Raw genomic sequence first — 23,770 nt, 5'->3', positions numbered from 1 at the left:
GAACGGGGCGTTTACCGCCCGGCGCCGACGAGCGCCACGGGCGCTCCGGTGAAGGCGTCGAGCAGGATCCGCCCGCCGAGCGGCCGGTCGAGGCGGACCGTGACCGGCTCGATGACCAGTTGCTTCGTGCACAGGCCGTCCTCGGCGCCGCGGATCGCGCCGTGCAGCACCACGCTGTCACGGGTCTCCAGCACCTCCACGGCGGGACCGTCGTCGCAGGCGCCGTGCCCCGCCTCGACGGTGACGCTCCGGCCGTCCCCCGCGACCTCGCGCAGCCCGTGCAGGGGCATCCCGGGATCGGTGGCCTCGGAGAGGGTGGCGATCGGCGCCCGCGGCAGCGACGCGGGACCGATCGCGGCGCGCACCAGCGGCCTGTCGTAGCCGTCGAGCGTGAAGTGCCAGGCGGGGACGCGCGCCGTACCGCGGCTGGTGAGCAGGGTCATCTCCCCGAAGGTGGCCTTGGTGACGGTCAGCGGGTCCTCGCGGCCCGCCGGCTCCTCGTCGAACCGGTCGTAGGCCTCCCGCGCGGTCATCGCCGTGACGGGACTCGACGTCCCGTCCGCCCAGCGGATGCGCCCCTCCCGCGCGCCGCGGGGCAGCGGCCCGCGGTGCTCGAAGTTCCGCATCAGGTACGCCTGCTTGTCGGCGTCGGTACGGAACGCGCCGTCCGGCAGCCGGACCACGTCCTGCAGCGGGAAGAAGCCCTCCCGCCACGACCGGGCCGCCGCCGAGCCCTTCCACGCCTCGGCGACCTGGCGCATGCGCGCGGCGGCCGCACCGCCGTCGTCCGTCCCCGCCACCGTCCGGCCACCGCATCCGACGGTGCCCAGGAACAGGCAGACGACGCCCATCAGCACGAACGGTCTCATGACGCCTCCCCGCGCGACGGGTCCCCTCGGACCCGCCGATGTGACGTGCCGGTCCGGCAACGGGTTCCGTCAGGCGTCGGCCCCGGTCGCGACGGGAGGCGCGGGCGGGTTGCTCCGGTTGCCCACCCAGGTGAACACCGCTGCGGCGGGCGGGAATCCCAGGACGATGCCGAGGTGCAGACCGAGGTCCTCGGCGGAGGGGGCCAGCAGCAAGGCCATCGTGAGACCGAGCGCCCCCGTCGCCACCAGGACGCCGGTGCAGGCCGCGGCGGCCGGCCCCCAGCGGCGGGGGCGCTCGTTGCCGGAACCGACGACACCGCCGCCGGCGATCAGGGCCGTCCCGACCGTCAGCAGGCTCACGTCGGGCAGCAGGCCGAAGGGCCGGAGCAGCAGCGTGAGCACGCCCATCACCACCAGCGCCGCCACCACCAGCAACGCGGTGAGGGCGGCCGCCTGACCCGGCCGGCGCCGGCCGGGGCCGGACGCGTCGTGACGCTCGCTCTCCACGACTCGAGCGTAGCCGGACCGCCGCCCGGTCCGGCAGGCCCGGGACACCCGGAACGCGCCGCGAAATGCCGTGCGGGCTTCGCGGAACACGCCGGCGGGGCCGGGTAGCGTCGCCCCCACCAGGCCGCCCGCGCGGCCGTCCCCTCCTGCGATCTGGAGCACCGTCATGCCCGCGTACGGATTCTTCGTGGAGTTCGAGGCCCGGCCGGGAAGGGAGGACGACGTCGCCCGCTTCCTCGTCGACGCCAAGGCGCTGGTCGACGCGGAACCGGGGACGCTGGCGTGGTTCGCCTTCCGCCTGGGGCCGTCCGCCTTCCGCATCTTCGACGCGTTCGAGACCGAGGAGGACCGCGAGACGCACCTGCGGGGCAAGGTGCGGCAGCGCATCGAGGCGCTGGGCGACGAACTGTTCGCCGTGCCGCCCGTCATCACGCCGGTCGGTGTGCTCGCCGCGAAACTGCCGGGCTGACGGAGCGCAGGGTACGGCAGCGCCCGGGCCGGTGCGGCACCCCCCCCGGCCTCGGACGGCCCTCGTGGTCGGCGCAGACTGTGAACGGAATATTCACGCCGTACAACACCGCTGGTCAGGGAAGTCCCACCGGAGCGGGCCTCTACTGGGTCCGCCAACCCTGTTCAGCCCCGGAAGAAGAGAAAAGGTTTCCATGTACCAGCGTATCCTGGTCGCCGTCGACTCCAACCCCTCCAGCCGGGCCGCCCTGCGCACGGCCGGGGACATGGCCCGGCTGACCGGCGCCGCCGTGCACGTCGTGCACGTGCTCGCCTCGACGGTCGCCTTCGACACCGTCATGAACCTGGAGGAGGACTCCGACGCCGGCGCCGTCGTCGACGAGGCCGTCGCCACGCTCCGCGGCATGGGAGTGGAGGAGGCCGACGGCGAGGTCGTCCGTGACGTGACCACGCAGGAGGTCGCCGCCGCCATCTCCGGCGCGGCGGAGCAGTTCACGGCGGACCTCCTCGTCCTCAGCCCGCACCACCGCGGCTCGGTCGCGGCCTTCTTCAACCCTCGCGTCAGCGACGCCGTCGCCCACGCCAGCCGCATCGCGGTGCTGCTCGTCCCCGAGGAGCCGGCCGAGGGCGACGACTCCGCCTCCTGACCGGCCGCTTCGCCGCCCGTCCGGCTCGGGCGAGCCGGACGGGCGGCGGCCGGCGGGGCGGTCACGGGGTGGGCACGTGCTCCGGGAGCAGCCCGGCGGCCTTGACGGCGTGCCAGAACTCCCCCGGCACTGGGTGGTCGAAGTACGCGACGTTCTGCGCGACTTCCTCCGGCGAACGCGCGCCGACCACCACGCTCGCGACCGACGGGTGCCCCAGCGGGAAGCGCACGGCCGCGGCGAGCAGCGGCACGCCGAAGTCCCGGCACACCTCCCGCCACGCCGCCACCCGCCCGGCGAGTCCCGCGGGCACCGTGGTGTACCCGTGGGGGGCGCCGGGCCTCGGGTCCGCGAGCAGCCCCGACTGGTACACCCCGGCGGCCATGACGGCGGTCCCGCGTTCGGCGCACAGCGGCAGCAACTCGTCCAGGCCCGACTGGTCCAGCAGGTTGTAGCGGCCGGCCAGCAGCACGCAGTCCGGTCCGGGGTCGGCCGCGCGGCGCAGGAAGTCCACGGCGACGGGGGCGTGGTTGACCCCGATGGACACCGCCCCGACGGCGCCCGCCGCACGCAGGTCGGCCAGCGCCCGGTAGGCGTCGCCCACGGCGGCCGTGAAGTCCTCGTCGGGGTCGTGGACATGGAGCACGTCGATCCGGTCGAGGCCGAGCCGGGCCAGGCTCTCCTCGACGCTGCGCAGCACCCCGGCGTACGAGTAGTCCAGGCGCGGCCCGACGCCCGGCGGTGGATCGGCCCAGATCGGCTGGGTGTCGGGGCCTCCCGGTTCGATGAGCCGGCCGACCTTGGTGCACAGCACGAAGGCGTCGCGGGGACGGGCGGAGAGCGCCGCACCGGTGCGGGCCTCGGAGCGCCCGTAGCCGTACACGGGTGCGGTGTCGTAGAGCCGGATGCCGAGTTCCCAGGCCCGGTCCAGGACGGCCGCGGCCTGCGCGGCCGGCACGGGTGAGAAGAGCCCGCCCAGTGAGGCCAGTCCCAGCCCGAGCCTGCTGACCCGCAGCGGTGTGCGTCCGAGCGGTACGGGATCGCAGGCCCGCATCTCGCGCCCCCTCCTGACGTACGTGTCCCCCTGCGGCAGCCAGGGGACCACGCGGCCGCCCGGCGCACAATCCCCCGGCGCGGTGCGCGGTGCGTACCGCGGTGCGTGCCGCGGTGCGGGTCCGGTCAGCGGCGGCCGCGGCGCCGGGTACGCCGGATGAGCTGCTGCGCGGCGAGGTGTCCCGAGCCGCCGCCGAGGCCGGGCCCGGGGTGGGTGGAGGCGCCGATGTGCCACAGCCCCGGGAGGGGTGTGGCGTGCCGGGGGGCACCGGGCAGCGGGCGCCACAGCAGGCTCTGGTCGAGTTCGGCGGAGCCCCCGTAGGGGTCGCCGGCCACCGCGTTGGGGTTGTGGGCGAGCAGGTCGGCCGGGGTGACGGCGTCCCAGTCGAGCACCTTGCCGGGCAGGTCGGGGGCGTGGCGGGCCAGCCGGGCCAGGACCCGGCCGACGTAGCCCTCCGTCAGTTCCCTCGTCCAGCCCCCGGCGGTGCCGAGTTCGCCGGCGGCGTCGCCGGCCGGCGCGAAGGGCAGTTCCTGGAGCTGGATCCACAGGGAGGCGGCGCCCTCCGGCACGCGTGAGGGGTCGAGGACGTGCTGCTGGCCGACGACCACCGTGGGCCGGCGCGGCAGCAGACCCGCCTCGGCCTCCGCGCAGGCGATCCCGGTGCTCGGCGAGCCGTCGCTCAGGTGGAACAGCGGGAGGCCGGCCAGCCGGTCGTCGCTCCAGCCGGGCGGGGCGGAGAGGGCGACGTGGAGCTGCATCGCGGCGCGGCCGTAGCGGTAGCGCCGGGCCTGGTCGCGGACCGCGGCGGGCACCGGGGCGTCCGGCGGCAGGAGTTCCCCGTACAGGGCGGTCGGTGTGACCGAGGCGAGGACCGCGTGGCGGGCGTGGACGGGCTCACCGTGGCTGACCACGCCGGCGACCCTGCCGTCGGTGACGAGCAGCCGCTCCACCGGGTGCCCGGTGCGGACGTCCACGTGGAGTTCGCCGAGGAGGGTCTCGAAGGCGCGGACGAAGTTGCGGGCGCCGCCGGCCACGACGGGCAGGCCGAAACCGTGCAGGGAGGCGGCGATCACGGGCAGGAGCAGTCCGCCCCCCGCGTGGTCCGGGGACAGGCCCGTATGGAGCAGCCAGGGCACCCACAGCACGTCCGCCTCGTCACCTCGGAACGTCGCGCGGCAGTAGGAGCGTCCGCTGGTGAGCGCGGAGCGCAGCCAGGCCTGGGTGCCGGTGAACCGCTCGCGGCGCAGCAGTCTCGCGATGTGCCGCAGTGTCCGCGGCGAGCGGGGCTCGCCGCTCAGCAGGCCGCCGATGGCGTCGGCGTTGTCGAGGAACCGCCCGAGCATGGCCAGGTAGGCGGCCCTGTCCTCGGCGTGCGCGAAGGCCTCCGCCGTGACGGCCGGGTCGCGGTGGGCGAGGAGCACGCGCCCGTCGTCGGTGACGGTGCCAAAGACGAATCCGTCGCCGTTGCGGTACTCCAGGCCGTGCCGGTGCAGGTCCTCGCCGAGGGCGGCGTAGGCCCCTCCCGACACGAACAGCGGATGCCACGAGGAGTAGGTGTCGTGCAGGTAGCCGGGGAGGGTCCGTTCCTCGGTGGCGATGAAGCCGCCCAGCCGGTCGCCCTGTTCCAGCAGGGCCACCGACCAGCCGGCCTTGGCCAGCTCGGTGGCGGCGACCAGGCCGTTCACACCGGAACCGACGACGACCGCGTCGACCGTGCGTGCCATCAGCGCTCCTCGGGTCCGTCGCTCCGGGACGCCGCGCCGCGGGAACGGGCCGGGGCGACGTCCCCCTGCGCCCATCGTCCAGGGTGCGCGCGGTCCGGGTCCCCCGCACGTCGAACGGTCCTCACCCGGGCGGCGGAGCGCAGCACGGGCGGCGTCCCGTCGCCCGCGACCGCCCTCGCCGTTCGCCGTTGGCCAAAGGATCCGGCCGGCCGCCCCACCCCCGCCGAGGTCATCGACATGTGCCGCCAGGTGTCCCCGCGGACGGAACTACGCGGCCCCGGGGGATGGGGATGGCTCCCGCCGCCCGTCGTCGCGGACATCGGCCGCCGCACCACCCTGCCCGCCCCACCGCGCTCCCCCGCCCCGGCCCGGACGCGCGGGCCCGCCGTGGCCGTGGCCGTCCTCGCGGGTCTGGCGGCGGTGTGCACCACGCTCCTCCTGTACGGCGGAACCACGGACCGGTCGGGCGAGCCGGGCGGGGCCGGATCGCCGGACCGCGGCTCCTCGGCGCACACCGTCCCGGGCGGGGACGGGAAGGCCGCACCGGCGGCCGAACCGCCCTCCCGCTCGTACCAGGGCGTCGCCCTGGCGGACGGCTACGCCATCTCCCTCTCCGAACCGCCGCCGAAGCCGTACCGGGCGAAGTCCGGTGCCCACTACGAAGGGGACCTCGGGTACTTCACCGACGCGATCACGCGAAGCTGGGGCTTCGCCACCCCCGAGGCCAACACCCTGGTCCTGCTCACCAGCGGCGAGGCGGGTCGCTCGCCACCTGCCGTTCGGCGACCCGGTTCTCCCACGAGATCGCACGGGAGAACGCGGTCAGGGGCAGCCGGATCTGCGTGGTCACCGCCTCCGGGCACATCGCGCTCGTCACGGTCCGGGGCTACTCCCCCGAGGACGGCGACAGTTACTACGCCACGGTCGACCTGGCGGTCTGGCAGAACGCGGAGGCGCCCGGCCTGGGGTGACCGCCGCTCCCGGCCCGCTCGCCGGGCGGACACCGAGGTCCGCGTCCCGGCCCGGTCGCCCCGCGCCACGCCGGGCCCCGGCGTTTGCGCCCCGGCGCGGGACGATGATCTACTTGCTTGGCGCAGCAATTACCCTGCGGCCGTGGTGCGTACGCCGCCGCGGGGACCTCCGCGCAGCCGGGGGCCGCCTCGCCCGGCGGCCCGGGACGGCTCGGAAACACGAAGAACGGACACAGATGAAGAGAACACTGAACCGGCCCGGCACCCGTCGCCGGGCCGCACTCGGTGCTGCCGCCCTGACGGGCATGGTGACGCTGCTGGGCCTCGGAGCGGGAACCGCCGGCGCCTCGCCGGCCGGTCACCCGGGCCGGGACCACGTCGCGCTCGGCGACTCCTACGCGTCCGGCCCGCTGATCCCCGACCAGGTGGACGCGGCCTGCCTGCGGTCGAGCCACAACTACCCCTCGCTCGTGGCGGCGCGCACGCACGCCCGCCTCAGCGACGTCAGCTGCTCGGGGGCGACGACCGCGCAGATGACCGCGCCGCAGGGCAGCGCCCCGCCGCAGCTCGACGCCCTCGGCCGCGGCACGGACCTGGTCACGCTCAGCATCGGCGGCAACGACATCGGCTTCAGCGCCGTCATCGCGACCTGCGCCGGCGTGACGGCCTCCGACCCCGCCGGGGCCCCCTGCCGCGCCCACTTCACCGGCGGCGGCCACGACCAGCTCGCGGAGCGCGTCGCGCAGACCGCCCCCAAGGTCGCCACCGTCATCCGCGACATCCACCGGCGCTCACCCCACGCGCGCGTCGTGGTGGTCGGCTACCCGGACCTGTTCCCGGACGACGGATCGGCCTGCACCAGCGCCTCGGTGCCCTTCGCGGCCGGTGACTTCTCCTACCTGCGCGACACGGAGAAGACGCTCAACTCCATGCTGGCCGCCCAGGCCCGCAAGGGGGGCGCGACCTACGTCGACACCTACACCCCGACGGTCGGGCACGACATGTGCGCGCCGACGGGCACGCGCTGGATCGAGTCCCTCGCCCCCGCGACCCCCGCGGCGCCGGCGCACCCCAACGCCCTCGGTGAGCAGGCCATGGCCGGCGCGGTGCTCCGCACCGTCGCCCGCCACCACCGCTGACCCCCGGTCACAAGGACCCGCCTCCCTCCGGGGGGAGGCGGGTCCTCGCCGTTCGCCGCGGTGTCAGGCCTTCCGCATGTCCCGGTAGGTCTCCAGAACGCGCAGCCAGACCTCGCTGATCGTCGGGAAGGCCGGGACGGCGTGCCAGAGCCGGTCCACCGGGATCTCACCGGTGACGGCGACGGTCGCCGAGTAGAGCAGTTCCTGCACCCCGGGGCCGGCGAAGGTGACGCCGACGACCGTGCCGCGCTCCGGGTCGATCAGGACCCGGGCCTTGCCCCGGTAGTCCTCGACGTACTGCACGGCACCGGCGAGGCGCCCGATGTCGTAGTCGACGACGTCCACGCGGCGCCCCGCGGCCCGCGCCTCACGGGTCGTCAGGCCGACGGAGGCGACCTCGGGGTCGGTGAAGACGACCTGCGGCACGGCCGCGGTGTCGGCCGTGGCGACGTGCGCACCCCACTTGCGGTCGTCCACGGGCTCGCCCTTGGCCCGCGCTCCGATCACCGCTCCCGCGATGCGGGCCTGGTACTTCCCCTGGTGCGTCATCAGGGCGCGGTGGTTGACGTCGCCCGCCGCGTACAGCCAGCCCTCGGCGACGGCCGTCACCCGGAAGGTGTCGTCCACGGTCAGCCAGCCGCCGGGGGTCAGGCCGACCGTCTCCAGGCCGAGGTCCGCGGTACGGGGGGCGCGTCCGGTCGCGAACAGCACCTCGTCGGCGACGACCGACCCGCCGTCCGCCAGCGTGACGCGTACCGGGCCGTCCGGGCCGCCCTCGCGGGCGACGGCCGTCACGGAGGCGCCGAGCCGTACGTCCACACCGGCCTCGCGCAGGGAGTCGGCCACCATCTCCCCGGCGAACGGCTCCATGCGCGGGAGGAGTCCGCCGCTCCCGCGGACCAGCAGGGTGACCTCGGAGCCGAGCGCCCGCCACGCGGTGGCCATCTCGACGCCGACGACCCCGCCCCCGACCACCACCAGGCGGCCGGGGGCCTCGCGGGCGCTGGTCGCCTCGCGGTTGGTCCACGGCCGGACCTCGGCGAGCCCCGGCAGATCCGGGAGCCGGGTCGTCGTCCCGGTGGCGACGACGACGGCGTGCCGCGCGGACAGGCGGACCGTCCCGCCGTCCGGCGTGTCCACCACCACCTGCCGGGGGCCGTCCAGCCGGCCGTGGCCGCGCACCAGGTCGACCGCGACGGAGTCCAGCCAGTCGACCTGGTCGTCGTCCTTCCAGTGGGCGGAGAGCCGGTCGCGGTGGGCGAGCACCTCGGCCACGTCCAGCGGGCCGCCGACCGCGCCCCTGAGACCGGGTATGCGGCGGGCCTCGGCCCGTGCCACCACGGGCCGCAGCAGCGCCTTGCTGGGTTCGCACGCCCAGAACGAGCACTCGCCGCCCAGCAGTTCGCCCTCCACCAGCACCGTGGCCAGTCCGGCGGCGCTGGTCCGGTCGGCGACGTTCTCGCCGACGGGTCCGCCGCCGATGACGACGACGTCGTAGGCACGGGACGTACCGCTCGTCGCTTGACCCGTCGTTTCGTCGGTCTTCATAGCCTGCTTCCAAAGGGGGCTGAGGGAGTTCGGTCAGGGGCCCGCGGTGCCGCGGAGGGGGGATCCGCGGCACCGCGGGGGCTCGGGGGAAGGGTCGGTCGAGGGAGGGGTAGGGGCGTGGTCAGCGTCCCGGCAGGCGGTCCGTGACCTCCTGGAGCGCCCAGCCGTTGCCGTCCGGGTCGGCGAAGGTCGCGAAGGAGCCGTAGCTGGCGCGCGCGGGGTGCGGGCCGACGACCCGGGCGGTCTCACCGGCGTGGTGGAAGACGCCGCCCGCGTCGTGGAAGACCTCGCTGATGTCGACGCCGCGGGCCGCCAGCTCGGCGCGGGCCGCCACGATGTCCTCGACGATCAGGTGGAGGCCCTGCACGGAGCCCGGGGCGGCGGTGGTGACGCCGTCGCCGAACAGGATCGAGGCCCCGGAGCCGTCCGGCGTGAAGTGGACGACGCGGAAGCCGTCGTCACCGACGTAGTCGACGTCCAGCCGGAAGCCCAGCGCCGCGTAGAAGTCCTTCGCCCGGTCCACGTCGGACACGGGCAGCACCACAACCTCGAGCTTCAGTTCCATCACGTTCTCCCAGTTCCACAAATCGTCACCGCTTTGACTGGTGACGAGCATGGCCCAGGGCTCCGTAACCTGTCAAGGCGGTGACGCATGACGCTCCACCGCAGCCCTCCATCACGGAGCCCCGCGTGAAGATCATCAGAATATACTTGACTCGTCAATTACCCTGCTCCTTCCCTTTCCCGCGGCGCCCGCACGCCCTCGCCGGCACCCGTGAGGAAGACCGGGACGACCGCACCGGCTGTGACGTCCACCCCGAAAGCGCAGGTCCGAGGCGTGGGCGGCGGCGTGGGCCGGCGGACGTCCCGGGTATCCTCCGCAGCGTGACCGAAACGATCAGCAATGCCGCGGTGGACGCCCTCTACGGGGCCATGGAGCGGCTGACGGACCTCCTGCCCGGCGCGTTCACGCGGCAAGGCCCGCACGGCGGGCGTCTGGTGTGCACGGGCCTGCCCGTCGCCTTGCTCAACGCGGTGTACGCCGGTCACGGACAGAACCCGCGCGAGACGACGGAGCTCGCCGAAGAGCTGTCGGCGGCCGGCCTGCCCTGGAGCATCCAGGCCCGCGGCGAGGCCGGTCCTGAGCTGACGGCGCTGGCGGCCCGCTACGGCCTCACCGCGACCACCACACTGCCACTGCTGGCGTGGGACGCCGCCTCGCTGCCGGAACTGCCCGCGGCGGCCTCCACGGGCGGCACGGTCGCCAAGCTCACCGGAGCGGAGGCCGCACGGTACTCCGCCGCCCTCGCGGCGGGCTTCGGCATGCCCGGGGAGATCGCGGACGCGTTCGCCCTGCCCGCGCTGCTCGACGCGCCCGACATGACCGCCTTCACCCTCGACGTGGACGGCGAGGCCGTCGCGACCGGGTTCAACGTCATGATCGGCGACCACGTGGGCCTGTTCAACGGCTCCGTACCGCCCCGGCACCGGGGCAACGGCCACTACCGCGCGCTCGTCACGGCCCGCCTCCGGGACGCCGTCGCCGCGGGCGCCCGCCACGCGTTCACGCAGAACTCCCCCATGTCCCGCCCCCTGTACGAGTCCCTGGGCTTCCGGCTCGTGGAGAACTGGACGTACCTCACCCCCGCGGGCTGACCCGGCGGACGCGACGAGCAGCCGGGACCGAGCCGCCCGTACGGCTGCCCGCCCCAAGGCGCGCTTCCCATCGCGCAGTTCCTGCGTTTCCGCCCACGCCGGGTGCCGCCGAGTGCGCCCCGGTCGGCGGCTCGGCCGCAGCCCGTGCGCCGGCCGCCCACACTCCGGCCGTCGCGAAGAGCGGCGGCCCTGGAGCGACCACGCGGCCGTCGTGGCCGGTGCCGAGGTCCCTGGCCGTCACGGCCATGTGGCCGACGCCGCCCCGGCCCGGCAGCGAACCTCGGCCCCGGCGGCACGAGGTCCGGGGCGATCGGCCGCACGACCCGCACCACCCCCACCACGCAGGCCGGAACCGGGCCGGCCGCACGACGCGGAACGACCAGCCGTCGCGGGCGTCGTCGCTGCTCAGCGCGGTGGTGGTGACGGATGTTCACATTGCGCATTCCGGATCAACACCCGTTTCACGGCGATACGACACCGACGGCACATCAACTGAACGGCGACCACCACCCCAACAGGGAAAGAAGTCAGCACGTGCCGTTCCCCCTCCAGCCCGCCGCCCCGGGTCCGCGTTCAGCGGTCCGCCGGGGTGCCGCGGCGCTCGCCCTGGCCACCGCGCTCAGCATCGGCGCCGGGATGATGACGACCGCCCAGGCGTTCTCGCCCGAACAGCTCGCGTCCGCGTCTGCGGGCACGACCAAGCCGGGCGGCTCCGGCCGTGGGCTCATCCCGAGCACCCCGGGCGAGTCGATCGTCACCCGCGAGACCCGCACCCCGGTCGCACCCGGGCTGAACCTCACCCGCTTCGACCGCTTCGAGGCCGGCGGCTGGGTCCGGGGGCAGGTGCTCGTCGCGGACCTCGCCGAGGACCGGCTGAGCGTCGACTACATATCCTCCGGCACGGTCACCGGGAAGTCCCGGGTGACCGAGCAGGCCGCACGCACAGGAGCCGTGGCCGCCGTCAACGGCGACTACTTCGACATGAACGACACCGAGGCCCCGATCGGCGCCGCGGTGTCCCGCGCGGACGGCCTGGTCAACTCGCCCACCGAGGGCCGCGACCAGACGGTCGCCATCGGCACGGACGGCCTCGGCCGGCTCGCCCAGGTGTTCCTGGAGGGCGACGTCACGGTCGACGGCACCCGGCACCTGAAGCTGTCCGGGGTCAACTCCCCCGTCCTGGCGGCCGGCGGCATCGGGCTCTTCACCGACCAGTGGGGCGTCTCCCCGCGCACCAAGCCGGTCAGCGGCGCCGACCGGGTCACCGAAGTGCTGCTGCGCGACGGCAAGGTCACCGAGGTGCACTCCTCCGTCAGCTCCGGCCCGGTCCCCGCCGGCACCAGCGTGCTGCTGGGCCGTGAGGCCGGTGCCGACGCCCTCGCCGGACTCGCGCCGGGCGACGCCGTCACCGTCGCCTACAAGCCGCGCGCCGACTTCGGCGACGTGGCGGTCGCCGTGGGCGGCGGCCAGGTCCTCGTCGCGGACGGCACCGTCAAGCACTTCACCGACGGCGACACCGTCACGGCCACCTCCCGCACGAGCGTCGGCTTCTCCGCCGACGGCCGCACCATGTACCTGGTCGCCATCGACGGCAAGCAGACCGACAGCCGCGGCATGGACCTCAACGAGCTCGGCGCCTTCATGAAGGGCCTCGGCGCGCGCAACGCCCTGAACATGGACGGCGGGGGTTCCACCACCATGGCCGCCCGGCTGCCGGGCGAGAGCACCACGGGCCTGGTCAGCAGCCCGTCGGACGGGTCGGAGCGCCAGGTCGCCAACGGCCTCGGGCTGTTCGCGGCGCCCGGTTCCGGCAAGGTCCACGGTTTCCGTGTGCTGCCCGCGCTCACCGCCGACGGTTCGGACAAGGTCTTCCCGGGTCTGCACCGCACCGTGCGGGCGCTCGCCCACGACGAGACGTACGCGCCGGTGCCCGCCGGACGGGTGCGGTGGCACGGCGACGGACGGCTGAGCGTGCGCGCCGGCCGGGACGGCTCCGCCGTCGTCACCGGCAGGCGCTCCGGCACCGGCCGGGTGGAGGCCTCCTCCGGCCACCGGGCCACGGGTTCCGCGGAGCTGACCGTGCTGGCCCCAGCCGTCCGCATCGCCCCGGGCAGCAGCTTGGTGGCCCTCGACGGGCTGGACGACACCGCCCGCCTGACCGTGACCGGTTACGACGCGCTCGGCGACTCCGCCCCGATCGACGCCTCCGACGTCGAGGTCACCGGCGGCGAGGGGGTCGTCTCGGTGTCGCCCGCGGACGATGCGACGTTCACCGTGCGCGGTCTGACCGACGGCGCGTCCACCACCCTGCACCTGACGGTCGGGAAGATGACCACCGACGTCGCGGTCACCGTGGGCCTGGCCGAGAAGTCCTTCGCGGACCTGTCGGACGCGGCCTCCTGGACCTCGGCGAACGACCGGGCCCCCGGCGGCTCCGTCACCTCGGCCGAGGGCCACGACGGCGCCCCCGGCCTCAAGCTGACGTACGACTTCACCCAGTCCACCGCCACCCGCGGCCAGTACGCCGTGCCGCCGCAGCAGATCCAGCTGCCCGGCCAGCCCCAGGCCGTGACCATGTGGATCAACGGTGACGGCAACGGCGAGTGGCCGCGGCTGCAGTACCGCACGGGCGCCGGCGTGACGGCGAACCTGGACGGCCCCACCATCACCTGGACCGGCTGGCGCAAGGTCGAGTTCCCGGTGCCCGTGGGCACGCCCTACCCGCTCACGTTCCAGCGGGTGCGGCTGCTGGAGACCAGCGCCGCCCGCTCCTACAAGGGCGCGGTCACCGTCAGCGACCTGCGGGTCAAGGTCGCGCCCGACGTCGAGCTGCCCGTGCGGTCCCGGGTCGAGGACCCGGTGGTCGTGACCAACGGCACCGTCGACGGCCGTCCGCTGCGGGTCGCCGTCATGTCCGACGCGCAGTTCGTCGCCCGTGACCCCGGCAGCCCGCTCGTCGCTGCGGCCCGCCGGACCCTGGAGGAGATCGCGAAGGCCAAGCCCGACCTGCTGGTCATCAACGGCGACCTCGTCGACGAGGGCTCCCCGGCCGACTTCGCGCTCGCCCGCACGCTGCTCGACGAGTTCGACGCCCGCACCAAGGGCACCGTCCCGTGGCACTACGTGCCGGGCAACCACGAGGTGATGGGCCCCGGGAACACCTCCGACTTCACGGCGGCCTTCGGTGACACGACGTCGGTCTTCGACGTCGAGGGCACCCGCTTCATCACCCTGGACTCCTCCAGCGGCACCCTGCGCGGCGGCGGCTTCGCCCAGCTCCAGATGCTGCACGACCAGCTGCGAGACGCGGCCGCCGACCGTTCCGTCAGCGGTGTCGTGGTCTTCGAGCACCACCCGACCGAGGACCCGCTGCCGGACAAGGCCAGCCAGCTCGGCGACCGCAAGGAGGCCGCCCTGGTCGAGCAGTGGCTCGCCGACTTCCGCGCCGAGGGCCACAAGTCCGCGGCGTTCGTCGCCGGTCACGTCGGCGCCTTCTCCGCGGCGCAGGTCGACGGCGTCCCGTACCTGGTGAACGGCAACTCCGGCAAGAACCCGGCGAGCACGCCCGACAACGGCGGCTTCACCGGCTGGACGATGCTGGGCATCGACCCGCGCCACGGCCGGGTCGCCGACCCGTTCGACGTCCCCTCCGGCGACTCCGGGACCTGGCTGCGCGCCGAGGTGCACGCCCGCACCGACGCGGTGGACATGGTCGCCCCGGCCACCCTGACCCTCGGCGGCCTGGGCCACGCCTCGGCGACGGTCACCCAGGACGGCACCCGTACCGTCCCTGTGGCCTGGCCGGTCGGCGCCACCTGGTCCGGCAGCCGGGTCGACGTGGCCGGTGACGGCGGCGACGACCACGGGCACGGCCACGGGCAGCACGACAAGGCGCCCGTCGTCGCGTACGACCCCGCCACCGGGGCGCTCAAGGCGCTGCGCACCGGCACCGCGGTGCTCCGTGTGACCGTCAACGGCGTGACCGCCGAGCGCACGATCGAGGTACGCCGCGGCTGAGCACCGGCCCTACGGCACCCGCCCCCGGCGCTTCCGGGCGCACCCCGCACGGGGCAGCGCCCGGGAGGGCCGTGCCGCGTCCGGTCCCGTCCCGCCGGGCGGGCTATTCCCGGGACCGGGGGGACGCTTTTCTCCCCTTTTCGCCGTATGACCGGCATGTCACGGTGAAGTCACGTCGAAGCCGCACCGGACCGAGGAGCAGGGAAAGCCACCATGACCGCCACCGGAGACCGCCACCCCATGACCACCGAGGTCCGCGAGGACGCCGGCCGCACGGGCCACGACCGGTGGTTCGTGGGCCTGCGCTTCCGCACCGCCCGCGGCTCCGTGGGACGGCAGTTCTTCGTCGTCGGCGAGGCCGGCGACGCCGAGGACGCGGTGGCGATCGCGATGGAACGGGCCTCGCTCCCCCGCTCTCGCGGCGCGCGCGAGGACGACGCCGAGATCGACGGCGTCGAGGTGCGCCGCCTGCGGTGGAACCCGCTGGGGTGGGTCTACCTCGCCCGCCCGGCGGTCTGAACCGCGGCGGGTACGACACGGCGGCGCCTCCGGCACGACAGGGGGAGGCGCCGCCGAGTGGGCGAACGGCGCACCCGCGACCCGAGGGTCCGAGCGGGTGCGCCGTCGGCGTGGGATCAGCCCTGCAGACCGCGGTTCAGCGCGGCGGTGAGCTTGATGACGCGCTCGGTCTGGATGCGGGCGGCGGTGCGGGTGGTGTCGTTCACCGGGTTGGCGCCCTGGGCGTCCACGTGGGAGGTGCCGTAGGGGTTGCCGTCGACGAACTTGGCGGGGTCGGTGTAACCGGGGGTCACGACGATGCCGCCGAAGTGGTGGATGGAGTTGTACAGGGCGAGGAGGGTCGACTCCTGGCCACCGTGGGAGGTGGCGGTGGAGACGAAGCCGCTGTAGACCTTGTCGGCCAGCTTGCCCTGCGCCCACAGGCCACCGAGGGTGTCGATGAACTGCTTGAGCTGCGAGGACATGTTGCCGAAGCGGGTCGGGGTGCCGAAGATCACGGCGTCGGCCCACTCGACGTCGGCCGGGGTGGCCACGGGGACGTCGGCGGTGGCGGCGTGGTTGGCGGCCCAGGCGGGGTTGGAGTCGATCGCCGCCTGCGGGGCGAGCTCCGCGGCCTTGAGCAGGCGCACCTCGGCGCCCGCCTTCTCCGCGGTCTCGGCCATCTCCTTCGCGATCTCGGTGATGGTGCCGGTGGAGGAGTAGTACACGATCGCGAGCTTGATCGACAAGGTGGTTCCTTTCAGGGAGGACCTCCCCCGCTGTTCGGGGTCGCGCGGTCCAGGGACACCGCGGCCCGTGGGGGCGGGCCGCGCTTCACTGGTTGAAGAATAAACAACATGAGGGCGCCTCTGTCCACCGGCACCCGTGCGACGAATGTCACCCCGCCCGGAGGTCACCGGCCACACGTCGTGCGGTACGGGCGAACGCGGCCGCCTCCGGGCCCGGTTCGCGCCCCGCCCAGGCCAGGGCCAGCGTCGTCGGGGGCAGGTCCGCCACCGCCACCGCGACCACGTCCCGGGTCACCCGGTCCGCCGCGGCCGAGCCCACGACAGTGACCAGCCGGCCGAGCGCCACCCGGTCGACGATCTCGTCGAGGCCGGCCGGCGGGCACGCCTCCCGGTAGGCGGGGTCCTCACGCAGGTCGGCGGTGGTCACCTCCGGGCGACCGGCGAGCCGGTGGTCCCGGGGCAGCAGCGCGACGGGAAGCTCCTCGGCCACCTCGACCGCGCCCAGGCCGGTCAGGTCGTCGGTGCCGACGCACAGCAGCGCGAGATCGGCCGTGCCGTCGCGCAGGGCGCCCACCCGGTCGTAGGTGAAGACGAGTTCGGGGGCCGCGCCGTCGTAGGACCGGATCAGTTCCGCCAGCAGGCCCGAGCCCGTACCCGGCCGGACCGCCAGGACGAGCCGCGCGGGGGCGGCCGCCCGCCGGGCACGGTCCACCGCCCCGTCCAGCTCGCGCAGCAGCCGTCGGCAGTCCTCCAGGAAGACCTCGCCGGCGGGGGTGAGCCCGACACGGCGACTGGTCCTCTCCAGCAGCACGACGCCCATGCGCCGCTCCAGGCGGGCGATCGCCCGCGACAGCGGCGGCTGCGCGATGCCCAGCCGGTCCGCCGCACGGCTGAAGTGCAGCTCCTCGGCCACCGCCACGAAGTACTCGAGCTCACGCGTCTCCAGTCGATCCATACCTCCAGAGTATCGCCGCATGTCAGAGGCGTCATGGCGCCCGCGCACCGCTCTTGGAAGCCGTTGCCATGAGCGATGAAGGACACGGGGAGTGCCAGGCGCGCGGTCCGGGAGGTCCGGGAGGTCCTGGGCCGCTACGTCCGCGCGACGGACGGGCGGGACGGCGAGGGGCAGGGGGCCCTGTTCACGGGCGACGCCGTGGTCCCGATCCACGCCCGCACCGGTACCGGCGACCACGAACCCGTCGGCGGGCCGCTGGTCGGCGGCGCGGCCGTGGCGTACGCGGTCGCCCCCTACACGGCGCCGCACCTGCCGGGCGGCGGCCGCCGGCGCCGTTTGAAGTTGTCGGCCGTTCTTGGTTCCATCTCGTCGGGCGGGGGTGGACTGCAGGAATGGATGCTCTGGTGGAGAACGACGCACCGCTCGCGTGGGTCGGGGTGGACACGGTGGCGGAGCGGGCCTACCGCCTCCTGCTGTCCCGCGACAGCACGACCGTCGACGACGTGGTGGCGGCCCTCGGCGTGACGGCGGACGAGGGGCTGGCCGTCCTCGAACGGCTGCACCACGCGGGCCTGATGAGCCGGCGCTCCTCGGGGGAGTTCTTCACGGTCGACCCCCGGCACGCCCTGCGCGCGCTGGTCGAGTCGCGGGAGCGCCAGCTGGCCGCCGTGCGCGAGGCGGCCGGCCCGCTGGGGGCGCTGTTCGACACGGCGAGGAAGGCCGGCGACGGCGGTCCCGGCACCGGCGTGATCAGTGGCCTCGAAGCCGTCGGGGACCGCTACTACCGGCTCAAGCAGACCGCGCGGACCGAACTGTGCGCCCTCGACCGCCCACCCTTCCTGCTCGCCCCCAACGAGCCCCTGGATGAGGCGGCGGTGCGCCGCGGGGTGCGGGTGCGCGCCGTCTACGCCGCCGCCAGCTTCGAGGCCGACGGCGGGTGGCAGCAGCTGGGCAGCCTCGTGTCGCGCGGCGAGGAGGCCAGGGTCGTGCCCGCCCTGCCGCTCAAGCTGGCGATGGCCGACCGTTCCGCCGCGATGGTGTCGCTGAGCCTGTCGGTCGGGTCCGCGGAGTACCTGTACACCGAATCCCCGCCCCTGCTGGCGGCCTTGGGCGAGTTCTTCGAGAACTACTGGTCCGCCGCCTCCCCGTTGACGGGGGAACCCACGGCAGGCGGTCCGCCCGCGGCGGTACCCGAGGCGCCGGAGGACGGGACGGACCGGTCGCAGCGGCCGACCGACGAGGAACGGAACCTGCTCGCGCTCTTCGCGGCCGGCGTGAAGGACGAGGCGATCGCCCGCCAGCTCGGCATCTCGCCGCGGACGCTCCGCCGCAGGATCCAGGACCTGTTCACCGAACTCGGAGCGACCAACCGGTTCGGCGCGGGCGTCGCCGCGGCCCGCCGCAACTGGATCTGACCGCCCCCAGGCATCCGCACCCCGACCCCGACCCGGCCCGTCAGCGGGCGACCGCGTGCGCGGCACCACACGAGGAACGGAACCTGCTCGCGTCCTTCGCCACCGGCGTGAAGGGCGAGGCAATCACCCGGTAACTCGGCATCTCGCCGCAGACGCTCCGCCGCAGGATCCAGGACCTGTTCACCGAACTCGGAGCGACCAACCGGTTCGGCGCCGGCGTCGCCGCGGCCCGCCGCAACCGAATACGGCCACTCCAGGGCATCACACCCCGACCGCGTGCGCGGCCGCACCCGGTGCGCCGAACTGCCCCGGCACAGACAGCGTGCCGGGCATGATGCCGTCGAGCTCGGCGGCGCCCCGCTCGTGCAGTACACGGCGCGGCACCACCACGAGGCGCCCCCTCCGGGCGACCCGGCAGAGGGCCGGGGCTGCGCCGGCGTGCCACGCTCAGGGCTTCCCTCCGCCGCGGACACCCCACCAGGGCGGCTGAACGGCGGGTACAACGCCGGGTCCTCGACAGGTACGACCCGCGGCGGCGCGGTCCGTGATCCGGGGCTGCAGACCGAACTGTGCGCCCTGGACCGCCCGCCGTTGCCGCTCGCCCCGAACGAGCCCTTGGACGAGGCGCGTTGCGCCGCGGAGTGTGGTGCGCGCCATCTATGCCGCCGCCGGCCGCGCGGACCGGCAGGGGGCCGAGGCCGCGCCGGCGTGCCGCGCCCAGGGCCTCCCTCGGTGCGGCGCACCCACCAGGGCGGCTGGACGGCGGGTTCAAAGGCGGCGCCTCGCTCCGTACGACCCGCACGGCCAGGTCCGTGATCCGCGGCCGGCCGCAATGGCCGCCGGGGTCGCGCGGCGACGCGCCGCCGAGGTGGTGGCCCCTTCTGGTCACTGGCCGGTTTCGGCAGCGCCGGACGTTGGTCACCAAGGATCACCCCGGCTAGAACTAGTGTGCGCCCGAACGGCGCGTCACTCGGCCGGGAAGCCCGGCCACCCCCTGACGAAGGAGCCTTGGTGGCACCACCTGCCCATCCTCCTGCGCGCCGGTCGGCGATACCGCGGTCCCTCGCGGCCCTCGTCGCAGGCGTCAGCCTGACGGTCCTCAGCGCAGCCGGCCCCGCACCGGCGTTCGCGGCACCGGTCCCCACGCCACCCGCCGTCCCGGCGCCGTTCGCGGCGGACGGCCCGGGGTCCGGCGAACAGCCGTCCGCCGGGCGGTACATCGTCACCCTGCGCGAGCCGGCCGCGGCGACGTACACCGGCGGTGTGGCCGGCAAGGCCCGCACGGCACCCCGCGACGGCGAGGGCCTGAAGGCCGGCTCGGCCTCGGTGAAGGCCTACCGCACCTACCTGCGCGGGCGTCAGGACGACGCCGCCCGCACCGTGGGCACCCGCGTGATCTCGTCCTACTCGGCGGCACTCAACGGCTTCACCGCCGAGCTCCAGCCGCGTCAGGTCGAGGAACTGCGGACCGACCCCACGGTGGTGTCGGTCGTCAAGGACGACCTGCGCAAGCCCCTGGCCGCCGTCAACTCCACGGACTACCTGGGCCTCAGCGGCACGAACGGGGTCTGGGCCGCCAACGGCGGCGCCGCCGGCGCCGGCAAGGGCGTGGTCGTCGGCGTCGTCGACACCGGCATCGCCCCGGAGAACCCCTCGTTCGCCGGTGCGCCGCTCGGTACGAAGGCGGGGCAGGAACCGTACCTGGACGGCTCCGTCGTCACCTACCGCAAGTCGGACGGCGGGACCTTCACCGGCGCCTGCACCGCGGGCGTCCAGTTCACGGCCGCTGACTGCTCCACCAAGCTGGTCTCCGCGCGCTACTTCGTCGACAACTTCGGCACCGGTCACATCGGCGGCCCCTCGGTCGGCGAGTACCTCTCGCCGCGCGACGGCGAGGCGCACGGCTCGCACACCGCCAGTACGGCGGCGGGCGCGGGCGGCGTCGACGCCGACCTCGGCGGCGTGCCGATGGGCAAGATCTCCGGTGTGGCGCCGGCGGCCAAGGTCGCGGCCTACAAGGCCTGCTGGAGCGGTCCCGACGCGAAGGACACCACGGACGACGGCTGCGCCACCGGCGACCTGCTGGCGGCGATCGACGCGGCGGTGGCCGACAACGTCGACGTCATCAACTACTCGATCGGTTCGGCCGACGGTGCCCGCACCACCGACTCAGTCGTGGACGAGGCGTTCCGCAACGCCGCCGCGAGCGGCATCTTCGTCGCCACCGCGGGCGGCAACTCCGGCCCCGGCGACAGCACGGTCGACAACGCCTCGCCGTGGATCACCACCGCGGCGGCGAGCACCATGCCGACCCGCGAGGCCACCGTGGAACTCGGCGACGGCGGGAACGTGCTCGGCGCGTCCGTCTCGCTCCCGGCGGACGGCCGCAAGGTGTCCGGCCCGCTGGTGGCCGCGTCGGGCGCCGGCACCGACATCTCCGTCCGGCCGCAGCTGTGCGGTCCCGACAGCCTGGACGGCGCCAAGGTCAAGGGCGCGATCGTGCTGTGCGAGCGCGGCACGTACGACCGGGCGGCCAAGTCGGCGGAGGTCAAGCGCGCGGGCGGCATCGGCATGGTCCTGGTGAACCCCTCGCCGGACTCCACGGACCTCGACGCCCACACCGTCCCCACCATCGCGGTCGACGCGGACGGCTACGACACGCTGGTCTCGTACGCCGGCACCGAGGCGCCGAAGGCGACCCTGGTGGACGGCAACCCGCACCGGCTGGCGTCGGCGGCGGTCCCGCAGGTCGCCGGGTTCTCCTCGCGCGGCCCGGTCCAGGCCGACGGCGGCGACCTGATCAAGCCCGACCTCGCCGCGCCGGGCGTGTCCGTCCTCGCCGACGGCGCCAACGCGGCCGGCGGGCGGCCGAGCTTCACCTTCATGTCCGGCACGTCGATGGCCTCCCCGCACGTGGCCGGTCTCGGAGCGCTCTACCTGGGCCTGCACCCGCAGGCCACCCCGGCCGAGATCAAGTCCGCGCTGATGACCACCACCCGGCCCACCGTGACAGGGGCGGGCGAGGCCTCGGCGGACGTCTTCGCGCAGGGCAACGGCCAGGTGGACGCGACCCGTTACCTGCACCCCGGGCTGCTCTACCTGAACGGCCCCGAGGACTGGGCACGGTACGTGGCCGCCGTGAAGGGCGACCCCACGGCTCCCGCGCCGTCCGACCTCAACCTGGCGTCGATCGGCGTGGGTTCGCTGGCCGGCCGGCAGACCGTGACCCGCACCGTCACCTCCACCGGGCCCGGCACCTTCACCGCCGACCCGGTGTCGATCCCCGGCGTGGACACGGTCGTCGAGCCGCGGTCGCTGACCTTCACCGAGGCGGGGCAGTCCCGTACGTTCACGGTGACGTTCACCCGCACCACCGCCCCGCTGGGCGAGTACGCGACGGGGTACCTGACCTGGCGCGGCGGCGAGCAGAGCGTGCGCAGCGCGCTCGCCGTGCGTCCCGTGACCCTGGTGGCGCCCACGGCGGCCGCGGCTGTGGGCAGCACCGGCCGGACCACCGTGACCCTCAAGGGCGGTGAGGATCGCGACGTCCCGCTGGACCTCACCGGGCTCTCCCGGGGCCTGCGGGTCCAGGGCTCGGGCACCGTCGGTGGCCCCGCGCGGACCCACGTCGTGGAGGTGCCGGCAGGGACGGAGCACGCCCGCTTCGCCCTCGACGCCGCCGACGACGCGGCCGACCTCGACCTGTCGGTGTACAAGCTCAACAAGTACGGGGACACCGCGCTGGTCGACCGGGCGGCCACCGATTCCGCCGACGAGCAACTGGACCTGGAGGACCCCGAACCCGGTCTGTACGAGGTCGAGGTGGACTTCTTCGCCGGGTCCGGACCGCTCGACTTCACCGTGACCAGCTTCGCCCTGGGCGACAAGGGCGCCGAGGGATCGCTGACGGCGCAGCCCGCCACGGCGGCCCTGCGGGCGGGCGGCACCACCCCGGTCACGCTGTCGTGGAAGGGCCTGCGGGCCGGAGCGGTCTACCTCGGCCGCGTCACGTACGGCGACACCGGACGGACGACCTACCTGACCGTCACCGGTGACCCGCGGGGTGGCCCGCCCAGCGGCACCCCGGGCTCCCGGCCCACGGTCGCCGTGCAGCCTGCCTACGCCGTGCCGGGCCAGTCCGCCGTCGTCGTGGCGACCGGTCTGAACCCCGCCGTCGACTTCCAGATCAGGGTGAAGGGTTCCGGCCGGGTCCTGGCGAGCGGACGCACCACCGACGACGGTGGTGTGGGCCGTCTGGTCACCCTGCCGTCCGACATCGCCACCGGGAGGCAGACCCTGGAGGTCAGGTACGGCAAGCGGAGCGCGGGCGGTTCCTTCACCGTCGCCGAGCTGGTCCTCGGTGACTCCGAGCACTCCGACGCCCACGCCTTCGACGGCAACCCGCTGGCCGCGATGACCACCGCGATCCGCGGCAAGGGCACGGTGCGCGTCACCGTCCGCGGCAAGTCCGGCACGTACCTGAGCCGGACCCTCGCCGTCGACGCGGGCGACCTGGGCTGGTACGCCTGGAAGTCCGAGCCGGTGGAGACCAGGCCGGAGAAGCTCACCGCCACGCTCGCCGTGGTCGCCGGCCACGGCCGCCCCGGGCAGAGCACGACGCTGTCCTGGACGCCCACCGCCCTCAAGGCGAGCGGCGCCTCGATCACCGAGGTCCGCGGCACCGCCCACACGGCACAGGTGAGTTACGCCAACAACTCGGACGTTCCGGTCTTCCCGACGCTGCGCTACAAGCTGACCAGTGGTGACGTGGTCCTCACCACGCTGCAGGCCGATCCGGAGGACACGTTCACCCGCTCCTACGACACGACCGGGGTGGACCGCCTCGACCTCGTGATCGACGGGACGACCGTGGCCACGTACCGGAACAAGGACCGCGCCGGGCTCACCGGCCGGCCCGCGATGGTGGAACCGTTCTACGCGACCTTCCAGCGCGGCACCTCGGCGCAGCACCACGGCGGTCCCGCGCCGCTGAGGATGACGGTGACCAACCGCCCCGCGGCGTACAGCGGGGGCTTCGCCCTGACGGTCGGCGAGGGTCCGGAGATCTACGCGGGCTCCTCGCTCCTCCTCGACGAGCGCATCCCCGTCACGCGCAGCGCGCAGGAGGGCGCACCGGTCTCCCGGACCGTCACGGTGCCCGCCGGACGGCCGCTGTGGGCGACCGCGTACTACGAGGTCCAGGGTCCGATCTTCCAGGCCCTCGCGGTGCGCAGGATCATCGTGCCGCCGGTGGACGCGGACGACCTGCAGCCGGTGCGCGGCTCCGGTACGCGGCCGCCGTTCGTCGTGGACGCCATGCCCGGGGAGGCGGCCGCGGGTTCCACCGCGTCCGTGACCGCGGCGGGCCTGTCGCCCCGTGAGAGCTTCACGGTGCGGCTCGACGGCCGGGTCGTCGGTTCCGGGCGCGCGACGGCGCAGGGCTTCGCCCACGCGTTCGTCCCGGTCCCGCACGGTCACGGCGGGACGCTGACGGTACGGGTGACCGGTACCGGGGCGGGTCGTTCCGGCGAGACCGCGCTCGTGGTCACCGGCTGA

Annotated in this window: 18 protein-coding genes; 9 read left to right on the top strand and 9 right to left on the bottom strand. The window is 74.6% G+C overall.

Features of this window, described 5'->3' with window-relative positions:
• Window positions 1-11 precede the first annotated feature (11 nt).
• Both ACFZAU_RS04030 and ACFZAU_RS04025 read right to left on the bottom strand, forming a co-directional pair.
• On the bottom strand, window positions 12-869 hold the full coding sequence (locus tag ACFZAU_RS04030) for a hypothetical protein (protein ID WP_500550960.1): 858 nt from the start codon (window positions 867-869) through the stop codon (window positions 12-14).
• A 69-nt stretch (window positions 870-938) separates the two neighbouring features.
• Entirely contained in the window at window positions 939-1,376 is a 438-nt protein-coding gene (locus tag ACFZAU_RS04025) for a hypothetical protein (RefSeq protein WP_500550959.1), read from the bottom strand.
• 166 nt (window positions 1,377-1,542) lie between these two features.
• Here ACFZAU_RS04025 and ACFZAU_RS04020 point away from each other — a divergent pair, with 166 nt between their 5' ends.
• Together ACFZAU_RS04020 and ACFZAU_RS04015 are read left to right on the top strand one after the other, a co-directional pair.
• Window positions 1,543-1,845 (top strand): putative quinol monooxygenase, encoded by a 303-nt coding sequence (locus ACFZAU_RS04020; protein WP_500463950.1) that lies wholly within the window; start codon window positions 1,543-1,545, stop codon window positions 1,843-1,845.
• A gap of 193 nt (window positions 1,846-2,038) precedes the next feature.
• Window positions 2,039-2,491, top strand: a complete 453-nt coding sequence (locus tag ACFZAU_RS04015; protein ID WP_499601049.1) for a universal stress protein — start codon at window positions 2,039-2,041, stop codon at window positions 2,489-2,491.
• 61 nt (window positions 2,492-2,552) lie between these two features.
• On the opposite strand, the gene ACFZAU_RS04010 is transcribed toward ACFZAU_RS04015, so the two are convergent.
• The gene (locus ACFZAU_RS04010) at window positions 2,553-3,542 is read right to left on the bottom strand and encodes an aldo/keto reductase (protein WP_500550958.1); all 990 of its coding nucleotides are present in this window, start codon (window positions 3,540-3,542) and stop codon (window positions 2,553-2,555) included.
• A 125-nt stretch (window positions 3,543-3,667) separates the two neighbouring features.
• On the bottom strand, window positions 3,668-5,266 hold the full coding sequence (locus ACFZAU_RS04005; RefSeq protein ID WP_500550957.1) for a phytoene desaturase family protein: 1,599 nt from the start codon (window positions 5,264-5,266) through the stop codon (window positions 3,668-3,670).
• A gap of 842 nt (window positions 5,267-6,108) precedes the next feature.
• Between ACFZAU_RS04005 and ACFZAU_RS04000 the strand changes: the two genes are divergently transcribed.
• A complete protein-coding gene (locus ACFZAU_RS04000) occupies window positions 6,109-6,237 on the top strand; it encodes a hypothetical protein (protein WP_500550956.1) in 129 nt (42 codons plus the stop codon).
• 236 nt (window positions 6,238-6,473) lie between these two features.
• Complete coding sequence (locus tag ACFZAU_RS03995) at window positions 6,474-7,376, top strand: SGNH/GDSL hydrolase family protein (protein ID WP_500550955.1); 903 nt, start codon at window positions 6,474-6,476, stop codon at window positions 7,374-7,376.
• A gap of 63 nt (window positions 7,377-7,439) precedes the next feature.
• Here ACFZAU_RS03995 and ACFZAU_RS03990 read toward each other — a convergent pair whose 3' ends face one another.
• On the bottom strand, window positions 7,440-8,924 hold the full coding sequence (locus ACFZAU_RS03990; protein WP_500550954.1) for a dihydrolipoyl dehydrogenase family protein: 1,485 nt from the start codon (window positions 8,922-8,924) through the stop codon (window positions 7,440-7,442).
• A 121-nt stretch (window positions 8,925-9,045) separates the two neighbouring features.
• Complete coding sequence (locus ACFZAU_RS03985; protein ID WP_500550953.1) at window positions 9,046-9,489, bottom strand: VOC family protein; 444 nt, start codon at window positions 9,487-9,489, stop codon at window positions 9,046-9,048.
• 320 nt (window positions 9,490-9,809) lie between these two features.
• Between ACFZAU_RS03985 and ACFZAU_RS03980 the strand changes: the two genes are divergently transcribed.
• From ACFZAU_RS03980 to ACFZAU_RS03970, 3 genes are all read left to right on the top strand, one after another.
• The gene (locus ACFZAU_RS03980) at window positions 9,810-10,580 is read left to right on the top strand and encodes a GNAT family N-acetyltransferase (protein ID WP_500550952.1); all 771 of its coding nucleotides are present in this window, start codon (window positions 9,810-9,812) and stop codon (window positions 10,578-10,580) included.
• 534 nt (window positions 10,581-11,114) lie between these two features.
• Window positions 11,115-14,597, top strand: a complete 3,483-nt coding sequence (locus ACFZAU_RS03975; protein ID WP_500550951.1) for a phosphodiester glycosidase family protein — start codon at window positions 11,115-11,117, stop codon at window positions 14,595-14,597.
• A 213-nt stretch (window positions 14,598-14,810) separates the two neighbouring features.
• Complete coding sequence (locus ACFZAU_RS03970; protein WP_500550950.1) at window positions 14,811-15,116, top strand: hypothetical protein; 306 nt, start codon at window positions 14,811-14,813, stop codon at window positions 15,114-15,116.
• Window positions 15,117-15,232: 116 nt separating this feature from the next.
• On the opposite strand, the gene wrbA is transcribed toward ACFZAU_RS03970, so the two are convergent.
• Complete coding sequence (gene wrbA / locus ACFZAU_RS03965) at window positions 15,233-15,844, bottom strand: NAD(P)H:quinone oxidoreductase (RefSeq protein ID WP_354794843.1); 612 nt, start codon at window positions 15,842-15,844, stop codon at window positions 15,233-15,235.
• Window positions 15,845-15,992: 148 nt separating this feature from the next.
• Window positions 15,993-16,799 (bottom strand): LysR family transcriptional regulator, encoded by an 807-nt coding sequence (locus ACFZAU_RS03960; protein ID WP_500550949.1) that lies wholly within the window; start codon window positions 16,797-16,799, stop codon window positions 15,993-15,995.
• 392 nt (window positions 16,800-17,191) lie between these two features.
• Here ACFZAU_RS03960 and ACFZAU_RS03955 point away from each other — a divergent pair, with 392 nt between their 5' ends.
• Entirely contained in the window at window positions 17,192-18,214 is a 1,023-nt protein-coding gene (locus tag ACFZAU_RS03955; protein ID WP_500550948.1) for a LuxR C-terminal-related transcriptional regulator, read from the top strand.
• A 261-nt stretch (window positions 18,215-18,475) separates the two neighbouring features.
• On the opposite strand, the gene ACFZAU_RS03950 is transcribed toward ACFZAU_RS03955, so the two are convergent.
• Entirely contained in the window at window positions 18,476-18,604 is a 129-nt protein-coding gene (locus tag ACFZAU_RS03950) for a hypothetical protein (protein ID WP_500550947.1), read from the bottom strand.
• Window positions 18,605-19,225: 621 nt separating this feature from the next.
• Here ACFZAU_RS03950 and ACFZAU_RS03945 point away from each other — a divergent pair.
• Window positions 19,226-23,770 (top strand): S8 family serine peptidase, encoded by a 4,545-nt coding sequence (locus tag ACFZAU_RS03945; RefSeq protein ID WP_500550946.1) that lies wholly within the window; start codon window positions 19,226-19,228, stop codon window positions 23,768-23,770.

The sequence above is a fragment of the Streptomyces sp. NPDC008238 genome (assembly GCF_042956445.1).
In the GTDB taxonomy this organism is placed as follows: Bacteria; Actinomycetota; Actinomycetes; order Streptomycetales; family Streptomycetaceae; genus Actinacidiphila.
The sequence above is the reverse complement of the archived record's forward strand: the minus strand, read 5'-3'. Positions and strand labels throughout refer to the sequence as shown.

Coding starts and splice junctions, on each gene's coding strand:
- ACFZAU_RS04030 (WP_500550960.1), bottom strand. CDS start 869: ATGAGACCGTTCGTGCTGATGGGCGTCGTCTGCCTGTTCCTGGGCACC.
- ACFZAU_RS04020 (WP_500463950.1), top strand. CDS start 1,543: ATGCCCGCGTACGGATTCTTCGTGGAGTTCGAGGCCCGGCCGGGAAGG.
- ACFZAU_RS04015 (WP_499601049.1), top strand. CDS start 2,039: ATGTACCAGCGTATCCTGGTCGCCGTCGACTCCAACCCCTCCAGCCGG.
- ACFZAU_RS04010 (WP_500550958.1), bottom strand. CDS start 3,542: ATGCGGGCCTGCGATCCCGTACCGCTCGGACGCACACCGCTGCGGGTC.
- ACFZAU_RS04005 (WP_500550957.1), bottom strand. CDS start 5,266: ATGGCACGCACGGTCGACGCGGTCGTCGTCGGTTCCGGTGTGAACGGC.
- ACFZAU_RS03995 (WP_500550955.1), top strand. CDS start 6,474: ATGAAGAGAACACTGAACCGGCCCGGCACCCGTCGCCGGGCCGCACTC.
- ACFZAU_RS03990 (WP_500550954.1), bottom strand. CDS start 8,924: ATGAAGACCGACGAAACGACGGGTCAAGCGACGAGCGGTACGTCCCGT.
- ACFZAU_RS03985 (WP_500550953.1), bottom strand. CDS start 9,489: ATGGAACTGAAGCTCGAGGTTGTGGTGCTGCCCGTGTCCGACGTGGAC.
- ACFZAU_RS03970 (WP_500550950.1), top strand. CDS start 14,811: ATGACCGCCACCGGAGACCGCCACCCCATGACCACCGAGGTCCGCGAG.
- ACFZAU_RS03960 (WP_500550949.1), bottom strand. CDS start 16,799: ATGGATCGACTGGAGACGCGTGAGCTCGAGTACTTCGTGGCGGTGGCC.
- ACFZAU_RS03955 (WP_500550948.1), top strand. CDS start 17,192: ATGGATGCTCTGGTGGAGAACGACGCACCGCTCGCGTGGGTCGGGGTG.